Origin of the sequence: Microbacterium sp. 13-71-7, from assembly GCF_002257455.1 — a bacterium.
Taxonomy (GTDB): domain Bacteria; phylum Actinomycetota; class Actinomycetes; order Actinomycetales; family Microbacteriaceae; genus Microbacterium.
In genome coordinates this window covers 1-21,801 of the sequence record NZ_NCKN01000045.1, presented here as the reverse complement: position 1 = coordinate 21,801, position 21,801 = coordinate 1, and the positions used below count along the sequence as shown (strand labels likewise).

22 protein-coding genes are annotated in these 21,801 nt (G+C 67.5%); 11 read left to right on the top strand and 11 right to left on the bottom strand.

Annotated elements, in window-relative coordinates:
* A partial coding sequence (locus B7X32_RS06600; RefSeq protein WP_292717802.1) for a histidine kinase occupies positions 1–1,107 on the bottom strand: 1,107 nt, incomplete at its 3' end.
* Between the two features lie 166 nt (positions 1,108–1,273).
* Here B7X32_RS06600 and B7X32_RS06595 point away from each other — a divergent pair.
* On the top strand, positions 1,274–1,987 hold the full coding sequence (locus B7X32_RS06595) for a VIT family protein (protein WP_292717800.1): 714 nt from the start codon (positions 1,274–1,276) through the stop codon (positions 1,985–1,987).
* 144 nt (positions 1,988–2,131) lie between these two features.
* Here B7X32_RS06595 and B7X32_RS06590 read toward each other — a convergent pair whose 3' ends face one another.
* The 8 genes from B7X32_RS06590 to dnaA form a co-directional block, all read right to left on the bottom strand.
* Positions 2,132–2,533, bottom strand: coding sequence for a DUF3566 domain-containing protein (locus B7X32_RS06590; protein ID WP_292717798.1), 402 nt, complete (start codon positions 2,531–2,533; stop codon positions 2,132–2,134).
* Positions 2,530–5,088, bottom strand: a complete 2,559-nt coding sequence (gyrA, locus tag B7X32_RS06585; protein WP_292717796.1) for a DNA gyrase subunit A — start codon at positions 5,086–5,088, stop codon at positions 2,530–2,532. The genes B7X32_RS06590 and gyrA overlap by 4 nt, the downstream gene beginning before the upstream one ends.
* A gap of 46 nt (positions 5,089–5,134) precedes the next feature.
* Positions 5,135–7,132: a DNA topoisomerase (ATP-hydrolyzing) subunit B gene (gyrB, locus tag B7X32_RS06580; RefSeq protein ID WP_292717794.1), complete on the bottom strand. Its 1,998-nt coding sequence runs from the start codon at positions 7,130–7,132 to the stop codon at positions 5,135–5,137.
* Between the two features lie 208 nt (positions 7,133–7,340).
* Positions 7,341–7,838, bottom strand: a complete 498-nt coding sequence (locus B7X32_RS06575) for a DciA family protein (RefSeq protein ID WP_292717792.1) — start codon at positions 7,836–7,838, stop codon at positions 7,341–7,343.
* Positions 7,825–9,090, bottom strand: coding sequence for a DNA replication/repair protein RecF (gene recF, locus B7X32_RS06570; protein WP_292717790.1), 1,266 nt, complete (start codon positions 9,088–9,090; stop codon positions 7,825–7,827). Before recF ends, B7X32_RS06575 begins: the two co-directional genes overlap by 14 nt.
* A 54-nt stretch (positions 9,091–9,144) precedes the next feature.
* Positions 9,145–9,597 (bottom strand): GNAT family N-acetyltransferase, encoded by a 453-nt coding sequence (locus tag B7X32_RS06565; protein WP_292717788.1) that lies wholly within the window; start codon positions 9,595–9,597, stop codon positions 9,145–9,147.
* A gap of 4 nt (positions 9,598–9,601) precedes the next feature.
* Positions 9,602–10,741 (bottom strand): DNA polymerase III subunit beta, encoded by a 1,140-nt coding sequence (gene dnaN, locus B7X32_RS06560; RefSeq protein WP_292717786.1) that lies wholly within the window; start codon positions 10,739–10,741, stop codon positions 9,602–9,604.
* A gap of 513 nt (positions 10,742–11,254) precedes the next feature.
* Positions 11,255–12,655: a chromosomal replication initiator protein DnaA gene (gene dnaA, locus B7X32_RS06555; protein ID WP_292717784.1), complete on the bottom strand. Its 1,401-nt coding sequence runs from the start codon at positions 12,653–12,655 to the stop codon at positions 11,255–11,257.
* Positions 12,656–12,956: 301 nt separating this feature from the next.
* On the opposite strand from dnaA, the gene rpmH reads away from it, so the two are divergent.
* The 9 genes from rpmH to B7X32_RS06510 all read left to right on the top strand — a co-directional run bounded on the left by rpmH (position 12,957) and on the right by B7X32_RS06510 (position 19,312).
* Positions 12,957–13,094 (top strand): 50S ribosomal protein L34, encoded by a 138-nt coding sequence (gene rpmH, locus B7X32_RS06550; RefSeq protein ID WP_105689046.1) that lies wholly within the window; start codon positions 12,957–12,959, stop codon positions 13,092–13,094.
* Between the two features lie 3 nt (positions 13,095–13,097).
* Complete coding sequence (gene rnpA / locus B7X32_RS06545; protein WP_292717781.1) at positions 13,098–13,430, top strand: ribonuclease P protein component; 333 nt, start codon at positions 13,098–13,100, stop codon at positions 13,428–13,430.
* Positions 13,427–13,777 (top strand): membrane protein insertion efficiency factor YidD, encoded by a 351-nt coding sequence (gene yidD, locus B7X32_RS06540; protein ID WP_292717779.1) that lies wholly within the window; start codon positions 13,427–13,429, stop codon positions 13,775–13,777. The genes rnpA and yidD overlap by 4 nt, the downstream gene beginning before the upstream one ends.
* 3 nt (positions 13,778–13,780) lie before the next feature.
* Positions 13,781–14,875, top strand: coding sequence for a membrane protein insertase YidC (gene yidC / locus B7X32_RS06535; RefSeq protein ID WP_292717777.1), 1,095 nt, complete (start codon positions 13,781–13,783; stop codon positions 14,873–14,875).
* A complete protein-coding gene (locus tag B7X32_RS06530) occupies positions 14,872–15,357 on the top strand; it encodes a R3H domain-containing nucleic acid-binding protein (protein ID WP_292717775.1) in 486 nt (161 codons plus the stop codon). The genes yidC and B7X32_RS06530 overlap by 4 nt, the downstream gene beginning before the upstream one ends.
* Positions 15,358–15,372: 15 nt before the next feature.
* Positions 15,373–16,014, top strand: a complete 642-nt coding sequence (gene rsmG / locus B7X32_RS06525; RefSeq protein ID WP_292717773.1) for a 16S rRNA (guanine(527)-N(7))-methyltransferase RsmG — start codon at positions 15,373–15,375, stop codon at positions 16,012–16,014.
* A gap of 958 nt (positions 16,015–16,972) precedes the next feature.
* Positions 16,973–17,896: a ParA family protein gene (locus B7X32_RS06520; protein ID WP_292717771.1), complete on the top strand. Its 924-nt coding sequence runs from the start codon at positions 16,973–16,975 to the stop codon at positions 17,894–17,896.
* Complete coding sequence (locus B7X32_RS06515) at positions 17,896–18,873, top strand: ParB/RepB/Spo0J family partition protein (protein ID WP_292717769.1); 978 nt, start codon at positions 17,896–17,898, stop codon at positions 18,871–18,873. Before B7X32_RS06520 ends, B7X32_RS06515 begins: the two co-directional genes overlap by 1 nt.
* Before the next feature lie 100 nt (positions 18,874–18,973).
* Positions 18,974–19,312: a tryptophan synthase subunit alpha gene (locus B7X32_RS06510; RefSeq protein ID WP_292717767.1), complete on the top strand. Its 339-nt coding sequence runs from the start codon at positions 18,974–18,976 to the stop codon at positions 19,310–19,312.
* A 460-nt stretch (positions 19,313–19,772) separates the two neighbouring features.
* Here B7X32_RS06510 and trxA read toward each other — a convergent pair whose 3' ends face one another.
* Positions 19,773–20,096 (bottom strand): thioredoxin, encoded by a 324-nt coding sequence (gene trxA, locus B7X32_RS06505; RefSeq protein ID WP_292717765.1) that lies wholly within the window; start codon positions 20,094–20,096, stop codon positions 19,773–19,775.
* Between the two features lie 71 nt (positions 20,097–20,167).
* Complete coding sequence (gene trxB, locus B7X32_RS06500) at positions 20,168–21,121, bottom strand: thioredoxin-disulfide reductase (RefSeq protein WP_292717763.1); 954 nt, start codon at positions 21,119–21,121, stop codon at positions 20,168–20,170.
* Positions 21,122–21,228: 107 nt separating this feature from the next.
* On the opposite strand from trxB, the gene B7X32_RS06495 reads away from it, so the two are divergent.
* Positions 21,229–21,645, top strand: coding sequence for a hypothetical protein (locus tag B7X32_RS06495; protein ID WP_292717761.1), 417 nt, complete (start codon positions 21,229–21,231; stop codon positions 21,643–21,645).
* Positions 21,646–21,801: the final 156 nt, after the last annotated feature.

The following is a 21,801-nucleotide window of genomic DNA, read 5'->3' as shown; positions in this document are numbered from 1 at the left end:
GTCGCGCACGCGCACGACGACCCGGCATTCGCTGGCCCTGGAGTGCTTGGCCGCATTGGTGAGCGATTCCGCGATCGTGAAGTACACCGCCGCCTCGGCGTCGCGCGAGCATCGTCCGTCGAGCCGCACGTCGAGCACGACCGGCACCGGGGAGCGCCCGGCGAGCGCGGAGAGCGCCGCGTCCAGGCCGCGGTCGTCGAGCACCGAGGCGTGGATCCCGCGGGCGAGCTGGCGCAGCTCGGTGATCGCGGCCTTCGTCGAGGTGTGCGCCTCGGCGATGAGCGCCTTGGCCGCCTCCGGATCCGAATCGATCTTCTGCTGCGCCATCCCGAGGGTCATCCCGACGGAGACGAGGCGGGGCTGGACGCCGTCGTGCAGGTCGCGCTCGATGCGGGTGCGCTCGACGTCCGCCGCGCGCACCGCACCCGCGCGCTGGGCACTGGTCGTGCGCACCTGCTCGCTGAGGTCGAGGTTGCGGTCGGGGGTGGCCACGATGCCGCGGGAGATCACCCGGTGCAGCAGTGCCACGCCGATGATGCCGACGATGCCGGCCGCGGCCCCCGCGCCGCCGATGAGCGGAGCCCAGGCGCTCGGGTACCTCGTACCCCAGCCGGTGTCGACCTCGCCCGACGTGAACAGCGGGGCGAACGCCGTGACCGCCGACCAGCCGAACCAGGCCATGAGCCTCAGCACCAGGGATCCGAGAGCGCAGGCGATCGCGAAGTTGGCCATCGCCCGCCACATCCGGCCGTTGTAGGCCTGGCGCCACAGGGCGAGCAGCCAGCCGCCGAAGCCGGGGCGGTCGACCGCACGCCAGCGGAGGGCCGGGAGGTCGAACCCGTACAGACCGTTCAACCGGGCGATCTCGAACCAGGCGACGCCGAACACGGCGTAGACCAGCCCCACGAGCACGAGCAGGCCGACGCCGATGAAGCTGAGACCGAAGCCGAGGCCCAGGCCTCCTCCGAGGATTCCCATCACGCCGGATCCGACCACGCCGAGTGCGGCGAGCTCGAGGATCGTGAGGAACAGGCGCACAGGGGTGCGCGCCGCCGCGGCGACAGGGGCTGTCGCGAGGGGAGGCGGGGAGGACGGTGCTGTGGTCATGCCTCCACGCTAGGGGCGCGCCGGTGAGCGCGGAACGGAGGAACCCGGGCGATCTGGTTCGGGGTTTCCGTAAGCTCCGCGGTTATGCATGCCTTGCCTTGATGGACGGCGGCGCCCGCAGGTGCTTACGTGGAGCCATGGACGTCCTGGGCGAACGGAGTGAGACGTGACTGCACTGCATCCGCACGAACCGCACGGCACGGGCCTCGGCCAGCGCCTGAACTGGCTGCGCGCCGGGGTGCTCGGCGCGAACGACGGCATCGTCTCCGTCGCCTCGCTCGTGGTGGGCGTGGCCGGGGCGACGACCGACAACGCCGCCCTGCTCGTCGCCGGCCTCGCGGGCCTGATCGGCGGCGCGATCTCGATGGCGCTCGGCGAGTACGTCTCGGTGAGCAGCCAGCGCGACAGCGAGCACGCCCTCATCGCGAAGGAGCGCGAGGAACTGCGCACCATGCCGGAGGCGGAGCTCGCCGAGCTCACCGAGCTGTACCGTCAGCGCGGGCTCAGCGACGACACCGCGCATCGCGTCGCGGTCGAGCTCACCGCCCACGACGCCCTCGCCGCGCACCTCGAGGTCGAGCTCGGCATCGACCAGGACGACCTCGTCAATCCCTGGCATGCGGCGCTCTCCTCCGCGGTCGCGTTCACGGTGGGCGCCATCCTGCCGCTGCTCGCGATCCTGCTGCCGCCGGCGGCCTGGCGCGTGCCGGTCACGTTCGTCGCCGTGCTGATCGCCCTCGCGGCCACGGGCTTCCTCTCCGCCCGGATCGGCGGCTCGAATCCGATGCGCGCCTCGATCCGGCTGGTCATCGGCGGGGCGCTGGCCCTCGCCGCGACCTGGCTCATCGGCACACTGCTCGGCGCCACCGGCGTGGTCTGACGGTGCCGCCACCGGGTCGTTGAGCGAGCACCGGCGCAGCCGGAGCGAGACGAAACGCCGCCTCCGACAGTTCCGTCAGAAGCGGCGTTTCGTCTCGGTCGCGCGATGCGCGTCCTCGCTCAACGGCCCCATGGGGCCAGAGCGTCAGTTCGAGGTGAAGCCGACCAGCAGTCCGCCGGTGACCTTGACCGCGAGGTTGTAGATCCCGGCGACGATCGCACCGAGCACCGTGAACACGATGAGGTTGAGGATCGCGACGACGGATCCGAAAGCGAGGACCTGCGGCAGCCCGATGACCGCGCTCAGCTTCGCGCCGTCGGCGATGCCGGAGACGAACTCGTCGGCCTTCGTCATCAGGCCGGTGGCGTCGACCACCAGGTAGATGAGCAGGAACGACACGAGCGTCACGATCGCGATGGCGACCGCGCCGAGGAAGGACAGCTTCACCGCCGACCAGAAGTCGATGTAGACCAGGCGCAGGCGCACCTGCTTGCTGGAGGTCTTACGGGAAGACTTCTTCGCGAGCTTGTCGGCTACCGTGCTCATGCGTCAGTTCCTTCGGGGGCTTCGGGGGATTCTGTCTCGGGGGCCGCGCCGGAGTCCTCGGACTCGTCACTGTCGGCCAGGCCGCGCTCGGTGTTCCGGGCGATCGCGAGGATGCGATCGTCCTCGGAGGTCCTCGCGAAGACGACGCCCATGGTGTTGCGACCCTTCGCCGGCACCTCGGCCACGGCAGAGCGTACCACCTTGCCGCTGGCAAGAACCACAAGGACCTCATCGTCCTCCTGGACGATCAGACCCCCCGCCAGAATGCCCCGGTCATCGTTCAGTTTCGCGACCTTGATGCCCTGGCCGCCACGGCCCTGGACCCGGTATTCGTCGACCGAGGTGCGCTTCGCGTAGCCGCCGTCGGTGACCACGAACACGAAGCCGTCCCCGGTGACGAGCGAGGCGGACAGAAGGCTGTCCTCCCCGTTGAACCGCATGCCCTTGACGCCCTCGGTCGCGCGTCCCATCGGGCGCAGCGCCTCGTCGGTGGCCTGGAAGCGCACCGACATGCCGTGCCGGCTGATCAGCAGGACGTCGTCGGTGGCGTCGGCGAGGAAGGCGCTGACGAGCTCGTCGTCCTCGCGCAGGCGGATGGCGATGACGCCGCCCTGGCGGTTGGTGTCGTAATCGCCGAGGCGGCTCTTCTTCACCAGGCCGCCGCGGGTGGCGAGCACCAGATACTGCGCCGCGTCGTAGTCGCGGAGGTCGAGGATCTGCGCGATCTTCTCGTCCGGCTGCAGCGCGAGGAGGTTGGCGACATGCTGGCCCTTCGCGTCGCGACCGGCCTCCGGCACCTCGTAGGTCTTGGTGCGGTAGACGCGGCCCTTGTCCGTGAAGAAGAGGAGCCAGTGGTGCGTCGTGGTCACGAAGAAGTGCTCGACGAGATCGTCGGCCCGCAGCTGCGCACCCTTCACGCCCTTGCCGCCGCGATGCTGCGAGCGGTAGTTGTCGCTGCGGGTGCGCTTGATGTAGCCCTCACGGGTGACCGTGACGACCATCTCCTCCTCGGCGATGAGGTCTTCCATCGAGACGTCGCCGTCGAACCCGTGCAGGATGTGCGTGCGGCGGTCGTCGCCGAAGCGCTCGACGATCGCGGTGAGCTCATCGTGGATGATCGCGCGCTGGCGGCGCTCGTCGGCGATGATCTCCTTGTAGTCGGCGATCCGCACCTCGAGCTCGTTCGCCTCGTCGATGATCTTCTGGCGCTCCATCGCCGCGAGGCGGCGCAGCTGCATGTCGAGGATCGCCTGCGCCTGCTCCTCGTCGATGTCGAGGAGGCGCTGCAGGCCCTCGTTCGCCTCCGCCGCGGTGGGCGAGCGGCGGATCAGGGCGATGACCTCGTCCAGCGCGTCGAGCGCCTTGAGGTAGCCCTGCAGGATGTGCATGCGCGCCTCGGCCTTGGCCAGGCGGAACTTCGTGCGGCGCACGATGACGTCGATCTGGTGGTCGAGCCAGTGCGTGATGAAGCCGTCGAGCGCGAGCGTGCGGGGCACGCCGTCCACGATCGCGAGCATGTTGGCGCCGAAGTTGTCCTGCAGCTGCGTGTGCTTGTACAGGTTGTTCAGCACGACCTTCGCGACCGCATCGCGCTTGAGCACGATCACGAGGCGCTGGCCGGTGCGGTCGCTGGACTCGTCGCGGATGTCGGCGATGCCCGTGATCTTGCCGTCCCGCGCCAGGTCGCCGATCTTCACCGCGAGGTTGTCGGGGTTCACCTGGTACGGCAGCTCGGTGATCACGAGGCAGGTACGGCCCTGGATCTCCTCGACGCCGACGACCGCGCGCATCGTGATGGATCCGCGTCCGGTGCGGTACGCCTCCTGGATCCCCTTCGTGCCGAGGATCTGCGCGCCGGTCGGGAAGTCCGGCCCCGGGATGCGCTGGATCAGGCCCTCGAGCAGCTCCTCGCGCGGAAGCCCGGGGTTCTGCAGCGCCCAGAGGGCCGCGTCGGAGACCTCGCGCAGGTTGTGCGGCGGGATGTTCGTGGCCATGCCGACCGCGATGCCGATCGAGCCGTTGACGAGCAGGTTCGGGAACCGCGCCGGCAGGACGTCGGGCTCCTCGGTCTGGCCGTCGTAGTTCGGCGAGAAGTCGACCGTGGCCTCTTCGATGTCGCGCACCATCTCGAGCGCGAGCGGGGCCATCTTGGTCTCGGTGTATCGCGGGGCCGCGGCGCCCATGTTGCCGGGGGAGCCGAAGTTGCCCTGGCCGAGCGCGAGCGGGTAGCGCAGCGACCAGGGCTGCACGAGGCGCACGAGGGTGTCGTAGATGGCCGAGTCGCCGTGCGGGTGGTACTGACCCATGACTTCGCCGACCACGCGAGCGCACTTGGAGAACGACTTGTCGGGACGGAAGCCGCCGTCGTACATGCCGTAGATCACACGGCGGTGCACGGGCTTGAGGCCGTCGCGCACATCGGGCAGCGCGCGGCCGACGATGACCGCCATCGCGTAGTCGAGGTAGGACCGCTGCATCTCCGACTGCAGGTCGACCTGGTCGATCTTGCCGTGGTTGTGCCCTGCGTTCTCTTCGGGGCGCTGTTCGTCAGTCATGAATCAATCTCTCGTGTGGATCGTCGTCGCTCGTGGAGAGGACGGATCAGATGTCGAGGAAGCGGACGTCCTTGGCGTTGCGCTGGATGAAGCTGCGGCGGGACTCGACGTCCTCGCCCATCAGCACGCTGAAGATCTCGTCGGCGGCCGCGGCGTCGTCGATCGTGATCTGGCGGAGCGTGCGCGTGGTGTGATCCATCGTGGTCTCCCACAGCTCCTTGGCGTTCATCTCGCCGAGACCCTTGTAGCGCTGGATGCCCGCTTCCTTCGGGATCCGCTTGCCGTTCGCGAGTCCGTCGTTGAGGAGGGCGTCGCGCTCCGCGTCCGAGTACACGTACTCGTGCGGCGAGTTCGTCCATTTCAGGCGGTACAGCGGCGGCATCGCGAGGAACACGAAGCCGGCCTCGATCAGGCCGCGCATGTAGCGGAACAGCAGCGTCAGCAGCAGCGTGGTGATGTGCTGGCCGTCGACATCGGCATCCGCCATGAGCACGATCTTGTGATAGCGCGCCTTGCCGAGGTCGAAGTCCTCGCCGATGCCCGTGCCGAAGGCCTGGATCATCGCCTGGACCTCTTTGTTGGCGAGGGCCTTGTCCAGACGGGCGCGCTCGACGTTGAGGATCTTGCCGCGCAGCGCCAGGATCGCCTGGGTGTGCGGGTCGCGGCCCTGCACAGCGGAGCCGCCGGCCGAGTCGCCCTCCACCAGGAAGATCTCGCTGATCGAGGGGTCCTTGCTCGTGCAGTCCTTGAGCTTGTCCGGCATCGCGGCCGACTCGAAGACGCTCTTGCGCCGCGCAGTCTCGCGCGCCTTGCGGGCGGCCATGCGCGCCGTCGCGGCCTCGACGGCCTTCGTCACGACGTTCTTGGCCTGCTTCGGGTTGCGCTCGAACCAGTCGCCGAGCTGGTCGCCGACCACCTTCTGGGTGAAGGCCTTGGCCTCGGTGTTGCCGAGCTTGGTCTTGGTCTGGCCCTCGAACTGCGGCTCGCCGAGCTTGATCGAGATGACCGCGGTGAGTCCCTCGCGCACGTCGTCGCCGGTGAGGTTGTCGTCCTTCTCCTTGAGGATGTTGTTGGCGCGCGCGTAGCGGTTGACGAGTGTCGTCAGCGCCGCGCGGAAGCCCTCCTCGTGGGTGCCGCCCTCGTGCGTGTTGATCGTGTTCGCGTAGGTGAACACGTTCTCGGTGTAGCCCGTGGTCCACTGCATCGCGACCTCGAGCGAGATCTTGCGGGCGGTGTCCTCCGACTCGAAGGCGATGATCTCGTCGTTGACGACCTCGGCCTTGCGCACGTGGTTCAGGTACTCGACGTAGTCCACGAGACCGCGCTCGTAGAAGAAGACGTCGGCGCGCTGGCGGGTGACGACGGTGCCGTCGACCTCCTCGTCGACCGTGGCGCCCTCGCGCTCGTCGAGCAGCTCGATGCGCAGGCCCTTGTTCAGGAACGCCATCTGCTGGAAGCGGGTGCGCAGGATGTCGTACTCGAACTCGATGGTCTCGGTGAAGATCTCCGCGTCCGGCCAGAACGTGATGGCGGTTCCGGTCTCGTCGGTCGGCTCGCCCTTCTCCAGCTGCTGCTGCGGGGCGCCGCCGTTCGCGAAGCGATGCCGCCAGACGAAGCCCTTCTGCTTGACCTCGACGTCGAAACGGGTCGACAGCGCGTTGACCACGGAGGATCCGACGCCGTGCAGACCACCGGAGACCGCGTAGGCGCCGCCGCCGAACTTGCCGCCGGCGTGCAGGATCGTCAGCACGACCTCGACCGTCGACTTCGTCGGGTCGGAGGAGTGCGGGTCGACCGGGATCCCGCGCCCGTTGTCGACGACGCGGACGCCGCCGTCCGCGAGCAGCGTGACGAGGATCTTGTCGGCGTAGCCGGCGAGCGCCTCGTCGACGGAGTTGTCGACGATCTCGTAGACCAGGTGGTGCAAGCCGCGGGGTCCGGTCGAGCCGATGTACATGCCGGGGCGCTTGCGCACCGCCTCAAGGCCCTCGAGGATCTGGATCGAGTCGGCGCCGTACTCCACTTCTGGGGAGGGCGCGTTCATCTTCGTCGCGGATCCGGGTGCTTCTGCCCCCGTCTGGGTCGATTCGTTCGCGGTCGATTCGTTCGCGTCAGAGGGGGTTTCAGGCGTCATCTGAGAGGAGGCTCCACATCGAAGATCTAGACGCCCAGTCTATCGGAAAGACCCCTTCCTGTCTCGTTGTACGCGCTTCTGCGCGCCTGAAGTCCCCCGGGACGGGATGGATCATGTCCTAACCGTAGGTATCGCGCGGACCGCGCCCTGGAGCGACTCTGGGACCCCATTTCCACGACGGGACGTCCGGACCGACGAAGCGGATGTTCTGCACACCCGCCTCCGGATACCGTCGCCCGATCTCGGTGATGATCACCGCGCGCATGTACTGCAGGTTCTTCGCCCAGGCCGTCGAGTCGCATTTGACCGTGAGCATGCCGCCGTCGAGCGACACCGGCTCGGAGTGCTTCGCGGTGTCGGGGCCGGCGAGCTCCGCCCACTGCAGCACCAGATCCTCGCGGCTCAGCGCCGCCTCCCAGCCCGCGTCCTTGGTGAGCTTGGCGAGCACATCGCCGAGCGTGCCCGGATCGCGGCCCGCGGTGAACGGCGCGTTCTCGTCGTCGACGAGGCGCTTCTTGCGCTTCCAGTTCTTCGAGCTCGGCTTCAGCCCCCGCAGACGCAGGTAGGTCGCGATGGTCTCGGGGACGTCGGGCTCTGAGCGCTCAGGGTCGGTCATCGTCCGCCTCCTGCCCTTCGGCCTCCGTCGCGATGGCGGGATCCGCGGCATCCTGCACCTGTGATGTCGATTCTGCGCCCCGAACCTCGCGTTCGTCCGTGATCGTACCGGCCGAGACCCGGACCACATGCCGGTGCAGTACCTCGGGGATGTCCTCCTCGACCGCCGCGGTGACGAGCACCTGCTCGTATCCCGCCGTGATCCCGGCGAGACGACGGCGGCGCTCGGCATCGAGCTCGGCGAACACGTCGTCGAGGATGAGGACCGGATCCCCCGCGGGGGATTCGGCGCGCAGGAGCTCGGCCGAGGCCAGCCGCAGCGCGAGCGCGATCGACCACGACTCCCCGTGCGACGCGTAGCCCTTCACCGGGAGGTCGCGCACCCTCAGCACGAGGTCGTCGCGGTGCGGTCCGACCAGCGTCAGGCCTCGTTCGAGCTCGGCCGGGCGCTTGGCGACGAGCGCGGTGCGGAAGAGGTCGGCCGTGGAACCGGCCTCGGAGTCCTGATCCGGTCCCTGAGCCTGTCGAAGGGCTTCGCCCTCCTCCGGATCTCCGCCGCGGATGGACTGGGCCCAGTGCAGACGGGGGTCGTGGTCCTCTCCCGCGATCGCCGAGTAGGCGCCGGCGAGGCCGGGCTGCAGATCTGCCGCGAGGCGTGAGCGCGCGTCGATGATCTCGGATCCGAGCGCGATGAGCTTGTCGTCCCACACGTCGAGCGTCGTCAGCGCCTCGGCCTTCATGCCCCGGGCGCGCGCGGACTTCAGCAGCGCGGTGCGCTGTCGCAGCACCCGGTCGTAGTCGCCGAGCACGGCCGACATGCGAGGAGTGCGCTGGATCAGCAACTGATCGGCGAAGCGGCGCCGCGCAGACGGATCCCCGCGCACGATCTGCAGATCCTCCGGCGCGAACAGCACGACGTGCGCGTAGCGGGGCAGGTCCGCGGTGCGGCCTGGAGCGCCGTTGACACGGGCCTTGTTCGATCCCTGACGATTGATCTGCACCTCGATCAGGACTTTTCTCTGCCCATGCGCGAGCCGTGCCCGGACGATGGCTGCGTCATGACCGTCGCGCACCATGGGCGCATCCGAGGACACGCGATGCGAGCCGAGCGTGGCGAGGAAGACGATCGCCTCGGCGAGATTCGTCTTGCCCTGCCCGTTGCGGCCGACGAGCACGTTCGGCCCGCGGTGCAGCGTGAGTTCGGCGGTCGCGTAATTGCGGAAATCCACGAGGCTGAGATGCTCCACAATCACCCGAGCAACCTTACCTGCGGGCCCCGACACCCGGTCCGGCCGAGAGGATCGGCCTCAGAGATCGCGGGCGACGTAGACCATGCCGCCCTCACGGCGGATCTCGGACATGCCGGCCCGCGCCAGGACGGCCAGCGAGGCGAGGTTCGTCTCCTCGGTGTCCGCGATCGCGCGAACGGCGCCGTGACCGGCCGCGATCCGCAGTCCTTCGGCGACGGCCGCGCCGGCGAGACCGCGCCCGCGGGCGGCGGGGACCAGCCCGTACCCGAACTCGACCGTTCCCGTCTCGTCGGGCGGTCCGAAGAATCCGAAGCCGCCGACCGCGACGCCCTCGTCATCGCGGATGGCGTACAGCGTGAAGACCGGATCCGCCTCCTCGCGGGAGGCCAGCGAGCGCAGCGGCACGAGCTCGTCGGCGAAGGGATACTCCGGATGCCAGTCGTCTCCGGCCCGCTCTTCGCGCGCGACGATCCGCGCCGCGAGAGCGGGATCGATCGGATCCAGCCTCATCCGCTCAGCGGAGCAGCAGGTTGGGCTGCAGCAGGTACTTGTACGAGTCGAGGCCCGCCTGGTCGACCGACGTCTGGCTCGTGATCAGCACGGGGCTGAGCTTGTTCGCGTTGTCGGACGAGGTGAACGTGACGCGCACGAACTCGCTCTTGAGGGCTCCGAGCGCCTCGAGCAGGTACTGCGGGTTCAGGCCGAGCGTGACCTCTTCGCCGTTGAGGTGCGCATCGACCGACTCGGAGGCGCGGGCCTGCTCGCCGCCGGACGCGTCCATCGTGACGTCCGAGGTGTCGAACGTGAACCGCAGCGGCGCGGAGCGGTCCAGCACGAGCGCGACACGGCGCACGGCCTCGGTGAGATCGGCGGTGCTGACGACCGCGTGGTGGTCGGTCTGCTCGGGGAAAAGCCTTCTGACCGGGGGAAAGTTGCCCTTGATGAGCAGCGAGGTCACGGTCTTGTTGCCCGCGGTGAACGCGATGATCTCGCGGTCGCCGGCGCCGGAGAACGAGATCTGGATCGTGCCGGCGTGACCGAAGGTCTTGCCGACCTCCTGCAGCGTGCGGGCCGGGACGAGCGCCGTCTGCTCCGTGGCCTCGCCGTCCCACGGCACGTCGCGCAGCGACACCCTGTACCGGTCGGTGGCCACGAGGCTCAGGGTGTTCTCGCTGACCTCGAGCTGCACGCCGGTGAGCACCGGGGTGACGTCGTCGCGCGACGCGGCGAAGGCGACCTGCGCGATCGCGGTGCCGAAGTCCTCGGCCGGAACGACGCCGCTGGTGCCGGTGACCTCGGGGATGGAGGGATATTCCTCGACCGGCATGGCCGCGAGCGTGAAGCGGGCGGATCCGCAGCGGACGGCGATGCCGCCGTCCTCCTCGACGGAGATCTCGATGGGGGCGTTCGGCAGACGGCTGGCGATGTCGGAGAGAAGACGGCCGTGCACGAGGATCGTGCCCGGTTCGTCGACGGTGGCCTCGATCGTGGTGCGTGCGGACGCCTCGTAGTCGAAGGCCGAGAGGGTGAGCCCTTCGTCACCGGCCTCGATCAGCACTCCGGCCAGGATCGGCTGCGGGTTGCGCTGAGGCAGCAGCTTGACGACGAAGGACACAGCTTCGCTGAAGACATCGCGATTGACCTGGAACCTCACCGGCGCCCCTCCGTCTACTGAATGCGGAGGATGACACGCTTCTCCGCCCCCTGGCACACACCAGGGGATCCCATGCTAATGCCACCGGGCGTCAGGTCCAGGTCGAAGTGCCTCGGATCCGGATCCATCCCCAACCGGGCACCGGGTGGTGATCGATGGACCGAGATTCGAAAGGAGTTCTTAACGGTGTTAACGCCTGTGGATACTGTGGATAACTCTGGGGATGCTTTGCGGCTCTAGGGAACTACAAACATGTGAGTTGTGGAGACCCTGCGGAAACAGTGGGGTCCCGGGGGGTCGTGCGCCGATCCGATTCCCCGAGTTATCCACAGATCGTGGTTCCGGATGGGGATCCCACGCCGTCCTGATCCCGAGATATCCCCAAGTTATCCACATGTGGACTTCCGGGCGAGGCGGATGCCGGAATTCGCCGGCGGGTCGCCGAACGGACCTCTCCGGCCTTCCTGCGGCCGGACGGAGGGTGCTGAGCGAGGGGCCTCGCCGTGGAGGGCCTCAGCGCCGGCTGAGCTGGGCGGTGATCTCGGTCACCTGGTTGAAGATGGCGCGACGCTCCTTCATGAGCTCGCTGATCTTCTTGTACGCGTACATCACCGTCGTGTGGTCGCGATTGCCGAAGAGCTGGCCGATCTTCGGGAGGGAGAGGTTGGTCCGCTCGCGGCACAGATACATGGCGATCTGCCGCGCCGTCGCGATCTGCTGCGAGCGACTGGATCCGTAGAGGTCGTCCTCGGAGAGCTTGAAGTAGTTCGCCGTGGTCGTGATGATGTCGGTCGGCGAGACGATGCTGTCCTCGTCCTGGTCGACGATGTCGCGCAGGGCGGTCTGCGCGGTCGCGATGTCGAGCGCGGAGCGGTTGAGGTTCGCGAACGCGGTGGCGCGGATCAGAGCGCCCTCGAGCTCGCGGATGTTGGACGACACCTTGGTGGCGATGTACTCGAGCACGTCGTCCGGAACGTGGAGCTGCTCGCTCTGCGCCTTCTTGCGGAGGATCGCGATGCGTGTCTCGAGGTCGGGCGCCTGCACGTCGGTGATGAGGCCCCACTCGAACCGGCTGCGCATCCGCTCCTCGAAGCCGGTGAGGTGCTTGGGCGGCAGGTCGCTCGTGATGACGACCTGCTTGTTGTGGTCGTGCAGCTGGTTGAAGGTGTGGAAGAACGCCTCCTGGGTCTCCGCACGGCCCTGCAGGAACTGGATGTCGTCGATCATCAGGATGTCGACTTCGCGATAGCGCGCCTGGAAGGCGGATCCGCGGTTGTTGGCGATCGAGTTGATGAAGTCGTTCGTGAACTCCTCGCTCGACACGTACCGCACCTTGACCCCGGCGTACAGGGACTGGGCGTAGTCGCCGATCGCGTGGAGGAGGTGCGTCTTGCCGAGGCCGGGTCCGCCGTAGATGAACAGCGGGTTGTAGGCCTTCGCGGGTGCTTCGGCCACGGCGACGGCGGCCGCGTGCGCGAACCGGTTGGACTGGCCGATGACGAAGTTGTCGAAGACGTACTTGGGGTTGAGCCGCGACTCGTGGCGGGTCGGAGTCGGCTGCTGCTCGATGGGGGAGTCGACGCGGGTCGGCTCCTGCCGTCCCGGGACGAAGTCGGCCACCGGGATGGGAAGGGTCTGCTGCTCGACCATGTCGTGGTTGACGGTGACGCGGAAGGAGGTGACCTCGTCGCCGATGCGGGAGAGCGCCTCCATGATCGGCAGACGGAGGCGCTTGTTGATCTGCCCCGCGGTGAGGTCGTTCGGCACCTCGAGGTAGAGCGTGGCCGTCATCACGCCGGCGGGCACCGCCAGATTGAGGAAGCCCTGCAGGGGGGCCGTGACGCGTTCGTCACGGGCGAGCTCCGCGAGAAGTTCGTCCCAGATGGGGACCTCGGACTCTGCGGCTGCGGACATGGTTCCCCCGGGCGACTCGGCACAGCGGGCGGACCTGGACACGCTGCCTGTGGATAACTGCTCGTGCCACGGTAGTCAGCCTGGGCCGCGAGAGCAAGCCGCGACTGGGAACGACGGTCGGCGTGTCCCTGTTGAAGGATCCCTCCACAGATGTGGATAATGGTCCTTTCTCCCGCTCAGTTTGCGATGTCGGGGTCGACGTCGTAGCCTTAATCGGTTGACTTATGCCATTTCGGCAGTCTTTGTCCACCGTCTCCGGCCGCATCGATCCCGGTGACAGCTTCCCTTCTCCGGAGAAATCATGAGCAAGCGTACTTTCCAGCCCAACAACCGTCGTCGCGCCAAGAAGCACGGCTTCCGCGCCCGTATGCGTACCCGCGCCGGCCGCGCCATCCTCTCGGCCCGTCGCACGAAGGGCCGTGTCGAGCTCTCGGCGTAACCCGTGCTCGCCCGCCCGCATCGCCTCGTCCGCGGGTCCGACTACCGCACGGTGGTTCGGCGCGGACGGCGATACGGCGGGCCGCGGTTGGTCGTCTCGGTGCTCGACACCGGTGAACAGCGCCCTGTGCGCTTCGGCTTCATCGTGAGCAAGCAAGTGGGAAACGCAGTGACCCGGAACACCGTCCGGCGACGTCTGAAGGACGCATGCGCCCGTCAGCTCCCGCTGCCCGACGGCCTCGACATCGTGATTCGCGCCCTGCCCTCGACGGCAGAGGCGCCTTTCGTGGATCTGCTCTCGGATCTCGGACGGGCCGTCGAACGGGGTGTGCGATGAGCGCGCTCCCGGCGTACTCACGGGGAACCGCGCACCTGCACGCGGCTGACGCGCTGCGGGCGGTTCCGCTCGTGCCCCGCAACCTCGTGCTGGGGTTCCTCACCGCCTATCGCGCGGTGGTGTCGCCCCTCTATGGCGATGTCTGTGCGTTCTACCCATCGTGTTCCGCCTACGCTGTAGGTGCGGTGCAGCAGCACGGCGCGGTGAAGGGCGCAGGCCTCTCGGCGTGGCGGATCCTGCGCTGCAATCCCTGGAGCCACGGCGGCGTGGACGACGTGCCACCGCATTCCGACTTCCGACACGCCCTCACGCCACGAGGATTCGTCGTACCCTCCCGAAAGGACTGATCAGTGGGTTCCGACCTCCTGTTTGCCGCGTCAACGACGCCCGCTGCCTCGAGCGGTGGCTTCGATCTGCTCGGCATCGTCATGTGGCCGTTCAAGGCGCTGGTCGAGGCGATCCTCGTCGCCTGGCACTGGCTGTTCACCACGATCGGCATGCCGGGTGCCGCCGGTCTCACCTGGGTGCTGTCCATCGTCGGTCTCGTTCTGGTCATCCGAGCAGCGGTCTTCCCGCTCTTCGTGCGGCAGATCAAGAGCCAGCGCAAGATGATGGAAATCGCCCCTGAACTGAAGAAAGTTCAGGAGAAGTACAAGGGCAAGCGCGATCAGCTGAGCCGCGAGGCGATGAGTCGCGAGACCATGGCGCTGTACAAGAAGCACGGCACGACACCGATGTCGAGCTGTCTTCCGCTGCTGGTGCAGATGCCCTTCCTGCTCGGCATGTTCTACACGCTGAGCGATGTGAAGAAGCACGCCGTCGCGGGTGAGGGCGGTGTCTGGCTGCTGACCAAGCAGCTGACCAAGCAGTTCTACGACGCGACACTGTTCGGCGTCGCCCCGCTGCACACGAGCCTCACCGACGCGGTGCAGCAGAAGCCGGCCGGCTGGGAGACCACGGTCGCGATCCTCGTCGTGCTGGTCGTCCTCATGATCGGATCCCAGTTCTTCACGCAGCTGCAGATCATCTCGAAGAACCTGTCGCCCGAGGCCAAGACCGGCCAGGCGTATCAGATGCAGAAGATCATGCTCTACATCCTGCCGCTGGGCTTCATCTTCTCCGGTCTGTTCTTCCCGCTCGGCGTGGTCATCTACTGGTTCATCAGCAACCTGTGGACCATGGGCCAGCAGTTCCTCGTGCTCCGAGAGATGCCGACACCCGGATCCGATGCCGCCAAGGCGCGGGAGGAGCGTCTGGCGCGCAAGGGCAAGGCGATCAACTCCGAGGGCAAGGTCGTGCCGATGGCCGCCTACGAGGCCGAGCAGCAGAAGATGCTCGAGGACGCCGAGCGTCTGCGGGCCCAGCAGCCCAAGCGACAGCAGCCGAAGAGCGCCAAGCGCGCGAAGCGGGACCAGGACAAGACCCCGAACGGAGACAAGGCATGACCGAGCAGGATGTCGCCGAGCCGACCGTGTCCGATCTCGAGAACGAGGGCGACGTCGCGGCGGACTTCATCGAGGGTCTGCTGGACATCGCGGACATCGACGGCGATCTGACGCTGGACGTCAAGCAGGGGCGGGCGTACGTCTCGGTCGAGGCCGAGGGTGACGGCCTCCGTCTGCTCTCCGCTCCCGAGACGGTGCAGGCCCTGCAGGAGCTCACCCGCCTCGCGGTGCAGAGCAGCACGGGATCCTTCTCCCGCGTGATCCTGGACGTCGCCGGATCCCGTGATGCCCGCCGCTCGCAGCTCGAGCGCCTGGTCGACTCCGCGGTGGTGAAGCTCGACGAGGGTGCGTCGCAGGCGTCCTTGCCGTCGATGTCCAGCTACGAGCGCAAGCTGGTTCACGACATCGTGGCGGAGCGGGGTCTCATCTCCGAGTCCTATGGCGAGGGCCCGACCCGGCATACCGTCATCCGCCGGCGCTGACGTTTCACGTGAAACATGTCTGAACCGGTCTCATCCGAGCTCGAGCAGGAGCCGGCTGCCGCGTCGTCGCTGTTCGGCGACAGGATCGAGCTCGCCCGCGCCTTCACTGCCGCTCTGGCCGAGCAGGGGGAGGAGCGCGGTCTGATCGGCCCGCTCGAGGTGCCGCGACTGTGGACGCGGCACATCCTCAACAGTGCGATCGCCGCCCCGCTGTTCCACGGTGCTGTGGCGGACGTGGGCTCCGGTGCGGGGCTCCCCGGCATCGTGCTCGCGATTGCGCGACCTGACGTGCGGTTCACCTTGATCGAGCCGATGGAACGCCGTGTCGCCTGGCTCGACGAGCAGGTCACGGCGCTCGGGCTCTCGAACGTGACGGTCGTCCGCGGGCGTGCAGAGGATGTCGGACTCAGTGGGACCTTCGACATGGTCACCGCTCGCGCCGTGAGCGCCCTGCGCACCCTTCTTCCGTGGACCGCTCCTCTCGCCCGCAATGGGGGAGAGCTCGCGCTACTCAAGGGCATCAACGCCGAGAACGAGATCACGGCGGCCCAGAAGCAGATCAGGAAGTTCCTGCTGAGCGACGTGCGGGTCGAGGTCCTCGGCGAGGGTGTTCTCGCCGAGACGACGCGGGTGCTGCGCGCCACGGTTCGCGGCTGAGTCCCGACCCCGTTCGTCATCGGCGATCTTTCGCACGTTCTCGACCGAACCAGCCCGATAGGTGGCGCCGGGGCTGCGGGATGTGACGTCGACGAATGGGCGGGTTCCTTCCCGCTGCGCGGGCGCCTCCCGATATTCGTCGACGTCACACCCCTCCACCCTTTCTCGGGGCGGAGGGGGAGTGTTCGCTACTCCCATGGGGGTACCTACCGCTGTGTTTCACGTGAAACGTGGTCCAATCCAGATGGCAGATGGTCTTGCGGCCTCCGTGGCACGGTAGGGCGGCTCCTGGTGACACTGGTTTGATGGGTCATCACTCTTGGGTAGCTAGCGCATCGCGATCTATGGCTGGCGCAGATCCGGGGTAGGGGCCTCGAAGCTACGTTTCACGTGAAACACCGGCTTGCCCCGCTCGCTCCTCTTTGTGGGCGGCGGCAACCGCGCCCAGCAGGTGAGGGCGCAGTGGTGTGCGGGTGCCGAATATAGGGAGGGGCCCGCGAAGCGGGAAGGTACCCTCCGATTCGGCACCTGCACACCCTGGAGCCCGGGCGCTCAACGATCGGGTGGGTCGGCCTCACCATGTGGCGCAGGCTGACGAGGGTGAGCCGCACCATTCAGCCCATGTTTCACGTGAAACATCGTCGCGCCTCTCGCTTCGCTCCCCCTCCGGCGTGGGGCGGTGACCGCGGCAGGCAGGGGAGGGCGCAGGGGTGTTTGAGGGTAGCGAATATCGGGGCCGCACAGCGGGTAGGAACCCGCCCCTTCGCCACCTGAACACCCCGGGATCTCGGGCGCGCAACCGCGTGCCCGCCAGTGCCTGTCGCCCCACACCGTCCTCCACCACCATGTTTCACGTGAAACATCACCCGGATTCGCCGATGCACAAGAGGATTGTCGGCCGCGCAAGTTAGAGTGGAGATTCCGTCGTTTCCCCGTCGGAGATCGTCGAAAGGAGTGGATGTTTCACGTGAAACAGTCCTCAAGCACCTCGACTGCTGGATACGGCGTGGACACCCCCCTTGCGCGGGAACTGGCGGATCTGACCGCTCGCCGCAGGGCACTGGAGTCGGTCACGGTCGGATTCGACGGCCCGACTCGTGTCTTCACGATCTCGAACCAGAAGGGTGGCGTCGGCAAGACGACGACAGCGGTGAACATCGCCGCGGCGATGGCGGATCTCGGGGCGAAGGTCCTCGTGATCGATCTGGATCCGCAAGGGAATGCGTCGACGGCCCTGGGGGTCCCGCATACAGCGGACCTGCAGAGCATCTATGACGTTCTGATCAGCGACGTCCCCCTTGCGGATGTCGTACAGGTGAGCCCCGAGTCGCCGAATCTGCTGTGCGCGCCGAGCACCATTCACCTCGCCGGCGCGGAGATCGAGCTCGTCTCCCAGGTGGCGAGAGAACATCGACTGCGTACGGCCCTCAACGACTACCTGGCCGCGCATCCCGCGGACGTCGTCATCATCGACTGCCCACCCTCGCTGGGCCTGCTCACGATCAACGCCTTCACGGCCGCGACCGAGGTCATGATCCCGATCCAGTGCGAGTACTACGCGCTGGAGGGACTGAGCCAACTGCTCGGCAACATCCGGATGATTCAGAAGCACCTGAATCCCGAGCTCACGATGTCGACGATCCTCCTGACGATGTTCGATGGACGCACGCGTCTCGCCCAGCAGGTCGCGGAGGAGGTGCGGGGTCACTTCCCGCGCGAGGTGCTGGATACGGTGATCCCGCGCTCGGTGCGGGTCTCCGAAGCACCGAGCTTCGGTCAGACGGTGATCGCTTACGACGGTCAGTCAGTGGGCGCGGTCGCCTACAGGGAAGCAGCAGTGGAGATCGCCCGTCGGGCGACCGAAAACGAGAAGGGGCACTGATGGCCAAACGCACAGGACTCGGCCGGGGGATCGGCGCACTCATCCCCACCTCGGATGCCACGGAGCGCCCCGTCGACGTGTTCTTCCCCGGCGCGCGGATCGCAACGGCGCCAGAGTCGGCCGTTGCGGCGAAGGCGTCGGAGCCGGAAGAGGACCTCGTCGCCGTACCCGGTGCCCGTCTGATCCGCGTGAATCCGCACGACATCGTCCCGAATCCGCGTCAGCCGCGCACGCACTTCAATGAGGGTGACCTCGCCGAGCTCGTGCACAGCGTGCGCGAGTTCGGTGTGCTGCAGCCCGTGGTGGTGCGTCAGAACGAGGACGGCCAGTACGAGCTCATCATGGGGGAGCGGCGCACGCGCGCGGCACGGGAGGCGGGACTGGAGTCGATCCCCGCGATCCTGCGCGAGACGGCGGACGAGGATCTCCTGCGCGACGCGCTGCTCGAGAACCTGCACCGCTCCCAGCTGAACCCGCTCGAGGAGGCATCCGCCTACCAGCAGCTGCTCGAGGACTTCGGCATCACTCAGGAGGCGCTCGCCCACCGGATCGGCCGCTCGCGTCCGCAGGTGAGCAACACGATCCGCCTGCTGCGTCTGCCGGTTCCCGTGCAGCATCGCGTGGCGGCCGGTGTCCTGTCGGCGGGGCATGCCAGGGCGATCCTCTCCCTCGATGACGCCGATCTCATGCAGCGTCTGGCAGACAAGGTCGTCAACGAGGATCTCTCGGTGCGCGCGACCGAAGAGGCGGCGAAGAGCATCGCCGCCGCGGGCGAGATGTCGAAGTCGGTCAAGCCGCAGGCCGGCGCACGCCGTGCCTACCTCGATGACGTCGCGGGCAAGCTCGGCGACCGCCTGAACACCCGTGTGCAGATCGCTCTCGGAGCCAGGAAAGGCCAGGTCAAGATCGAGTTCGCTTCGATTCAGGATCTGAACCGCATCCTGTCGGAGATCGGCGAGGAAGGCTTCGGCTCCTAAGCGCCCCCTTGCTTTCCCGCCTCGACGAAGGCCCGGTGATGCTCCGCGAAAAGCGGATCCTCCGGGCCTTCGTGCATCTCGCGCCGCGTAGGCTTGGGGGGTGACTGAATCTCCGACCCGCCGCGCCAGCCTCGAAGTGCTGCGCGCTGAAGCGGCGGATGAGCTGGCCGTCCTCGTCCAGGAGCGGCTGCTCGGGGGAGAGGACCCGTGGGCCTTCATGGAGGAGCTGCCCAGCGTCGACGAGCTGGTGGTCTTCCTGCTGCGCGCCGACGAGATCGTCGACAGCGGCGGTGTCCGCCCCGATGAGGCCGGCAACTTCGACGTCCTCCGCCGGATCGCCCTCGACTATCCGGAGCTGACCCCGATCGTCTGGGGCCTGCTCGGGGACGGTCCGAAGTATCGGCGATGGGACCTGCTCGCGGACGACGCCCGGTCCTGACCAGGATGCGGCGACGTTTCACGTGAAACATCGCTCGGCGCTGCGGCAGCTGCGGTAGCCAGCGAGGGGCGGTCAGCGCGCGACACGTTCCTCGTATCGGCGCCGCGGACGTGGGGGACGAGGCGTGACGGATGCTCGTGATGTCGTCGAGAACCTGCTGCGCGCGGGGTAGGTCCGTGGCCGAGGTCAGGTCGCGCGGCATGGCGACGAGTCAGGACAGCATGCATCGTCTACCTGGGGTGAGCGGGGAGGGTGCTCCCACACGTAGCTTCCGAATGACACCCCGTGCTGGCGCTCTGGATCGGGTTTCACTGACCGTTTCACGTGAAACGGGGACCTCCACGTCCGGATCCGAGCCTCGCGATCTTCGGGGGAGCGAAGTGTTTCACGTGAAACATCGCCAGGGAACGACGAAGCCCGCCCTCCTGAAGGAGAGCGGGCTTCGCAGCGGTCGGTGGGATCAGCCGAGGAACGCGGCCAGATCCTGCTCAAGAGCGAACTTCGGCTTGGCGCCGATGATCGTGGTCTTGACCTCGCCGCCCTGGAAGACCTTCATCGCCGGAATCGACGTGATCTGGTACTTCATGGCGAGATCGGGGTTCTCATCCACGTTGAGCTTGAGGATGGTGATCTTGTCGCCGTTCTCGGACTGGATCTGGTCCAGGACGGGAGCGACCATACGACAGGGACCGCACCACTCGGCCCAGAAGTCGACCAGAATGGGGCCATCGGCCTGAAGCACGTCCTGCTCCCAGGTCGCCTGGCTGGTTGCCTTGGCAGTCATGATTCTCCTTTGTGAAAGCGTGAGACGCTCAGAGGCGTCAACAGCGATAAGGGCTGAAGTGTTCCCGAGGCCTAGACGAGGACCGACTCGGCAGCGGTTCCGTCCGAGAGGGCCGCGAGGAAGTGCTCCACGTCGAGGGCCGCGACGGTGCCGGATCCGGCAGCGGTGATCGCCTGGCGGTAGGTCGGGTCGATCACGTCGCCGGCCGCGAACACGCCGGGAACAGAGGTGCGGGAGGTGCGCCCGTCGACCCAGATCGTTCCCTCGGCGGTCAGGTCGAGCTTGCCGTGCACGAGGTGCGTACGCGGGTCGTTGCCGATCGCGATGAACAGGCCGTCGACCGGGAGGTCGGTCGTGGTGCCGTCGACCGTGTTGCGCAGACGCACGCCGGTGGTCGCGTCATCGCCGAGGACCTCTTCGACGGCGCTGTTCCAGATGAACTCGATCTTGTCGTTCGCGAAGGCGCGCTCCTGCATGATCTTGGAGGCGCGGAGCGAGTCCTTGCGGTGGATGATGTAGACCTTCGAGGCGAACTTCGTGAGGAAGGTCGCCTCCTCCATCGCCGAGTCTCCGCCGCCGACGACGGCGATCGTGCGCTCGCGGAAGAAGAAGCCGTCGCAGGTCGCGCACCAGGAGACTCCGTGCCCGGAGAGGCGCTCCTCGCCGGGGATGCCCAGCGTGCGGTAGGCGGATCCGGTCGCGTAGATGACGGACGCGGCCTCGAGCACCGTCCCGCTGCCGAGCGTCACCTTCTTGACCTCGCCGTCGAGCTCGAGCTCGGTGACGTCGTCATAGAGAACCTCGGTGCCGAACTTCTCGGCCTGCTCCTGCATCTTGGCCATCAGGTCGGGGCCCTGGATGCCTTCGGGGAAGCCGGGGAAGTTTTCGACCTCGGTGGTCTTCATCAGCTCGCCTCCGACCTCGACCGAGCTCGCCACGAGAACCGGGTTCAGGTTGGCGCGAGCCGCGTAGATCGCCGCGGTGAATCCCGCAGGTCCCGAACCGATGATGATGACCTGTCGCATTGCCTCTCCTTGCTGTCGCACGCTTCAACACATGGTACCGGCGCGGCATTCCGCGGAGCTGGGCGAGCCTCACACGCGGTAGAACCGGTCGCACCGCATCATGAGGCATGAGCGAGCGCGAGTGGGGTCGGATCAGCGATCGCGCCGAGCACCCGCAAGGCGACGCCTTGCGGGTGAGGGACGCGGCGCCGGATCCGGATCGCCGCGCCGTGGTGCTGGCATGGCTGCTCATCCTCTTCTCGGCGGTCGGGGCGTACCTCTTCTTGCAGCTGATGTTCGGCGACGGGCTCAAGGTCAATCGCTGCGGTGAGAGCTGCCGCTACGACGAGGTCGACGCCGCGATGGCGCTGTACCGCTGGGGCGCGTCCGCCATGACGATCCTGACTTTCGCCGCATCAGGCTGGGCCTGGCATCGTGGATGGCGCGTCGCCTGGGCGCCGCTGACCGGCATCGCGGCCCTCATCGCCGTGTACGCGGTCGCTGCGGGCTGGATCGACGCGGCGACGCCCTCGACAGGCGCGTGAGCGTTGCGGAGGCGGGCGTCAGTCCGCCGCGACGTCGACGACGCGGGTCCCGCCGAAGACGGGGGAGAGGGATCCGGCGGACAGTGCGGCGAGGTCGTCGATGAGCACCGACCGATCGGACGGAGGGACCCAGAGTGTGAACGACGCCAGGGTTCC

Excerpts from the sequence above, each read along its gene's own strand:
- B7X32_RS06590 (WP_292717798.1), bottom strand. The coding sequence starts at position 2,533 with ATGAGCACGGTAGCCGACAAGCTCGCGAAGAAGTCTTCCCGTAAGACC.
- gyrA (WP_292717796.1), bottom strand. The coding sequence starts at position 5,088 with ATGACTGACGAACAGCGCCCCGAAGAGAACGCAGGGCACAACCACGGC.
- gyrB (WP_292717794.1), bottom strand. The coding sequence starts at position 7,132 with ATGAACGCGCCCTCCCCAGAAGTGGAGTACGGCGCCGACTCGATCCAG.
- B7X32_RS06575 (WP_292717792.1), bottom strand. The coding sequence starts at position 7,838 with ATGACCGACCCTGAGCGCTCAGAGCCCGACGTCCCCGAGACCATCGCG.
- B7X32_RS06565 (WP_292717788.1), bottom strand. The coding sequence starts at position 9,597 with ATGAGGCTGGATCCGATCGATCCCGCTCTCGCGGCGCGGATCGTCGCG.
- dnaA (WP_292717784.1), bottom strand. The coding sequence starts at position 12,655 with ATGTCCGCAGCCGCAGAGTCCGAGGTCCCCATCTGGGACGAACTTCTC.
- rpmH (WP_105689046.1), top strand. The coding sequence starts at position 12,957 with ATGAGCAAGCGTACTTTCCAGCCCAACAACCGTCGTCGCGCCAAGAAG.
- yidD (WP_292717779.1), top strand. The coding sequence starts at position 13,427 with ATGAGCGCGCTCCCGGCGTACTCACGGGGAACCGCGCACCTGCACGCG.
- B7X32_RS06530 (WP_292717775.1), top strand. The coding sequence starts at position 14,872 with ATGACCGAGCAGGATGTCGCCGAGCCGACCGTGTCCGATCTCGAGAAC.
- rsmG (WP_292717773.1), top strand. The coding sequence starts at position 15,373 with ATGTCTGAACCGGTCTCATCCGAGCTCGAGCAGGAGCCGGCTGCCGCG.
- B7X32_RS06520 (WP_292717771.1), top strand. The coding sequence starts at position 16,973 with ATGTTTCACGTGAAACAGTCCTCAAGCACCTCGACTGCTGGATACGGC.
- B7X32_RS06515 (WP_292717769.1), top strand. The coding sequence starts at position 17,896 with ATGGCCAAACGCACAGGACTCGGCCGGGGGATCGGCGCACTCATCCCC.
- trxA (WP_292717765.1), bottom strand. The coding sequence starts at position 20,096 with ATGACTGCCAAGGCAACCAGCCAGGCGACCTGGGAGCAGGACGTGCTT.
- trxB (WP_292717763.1), bottom strand. The coding sequence starts at position 21,121 with ATGCGACAGGTCATCATCATCGGTTCGGGACCTGCGGGATTCACCGCG.
- B7X32_RS06495 (WP_292717761.1), top strand. The coding sequence starts at position 21,229 with ATGAGCGAGCGCGAGTGGGGTCGGATCAGCGATCGCGCCGAGCACCCG.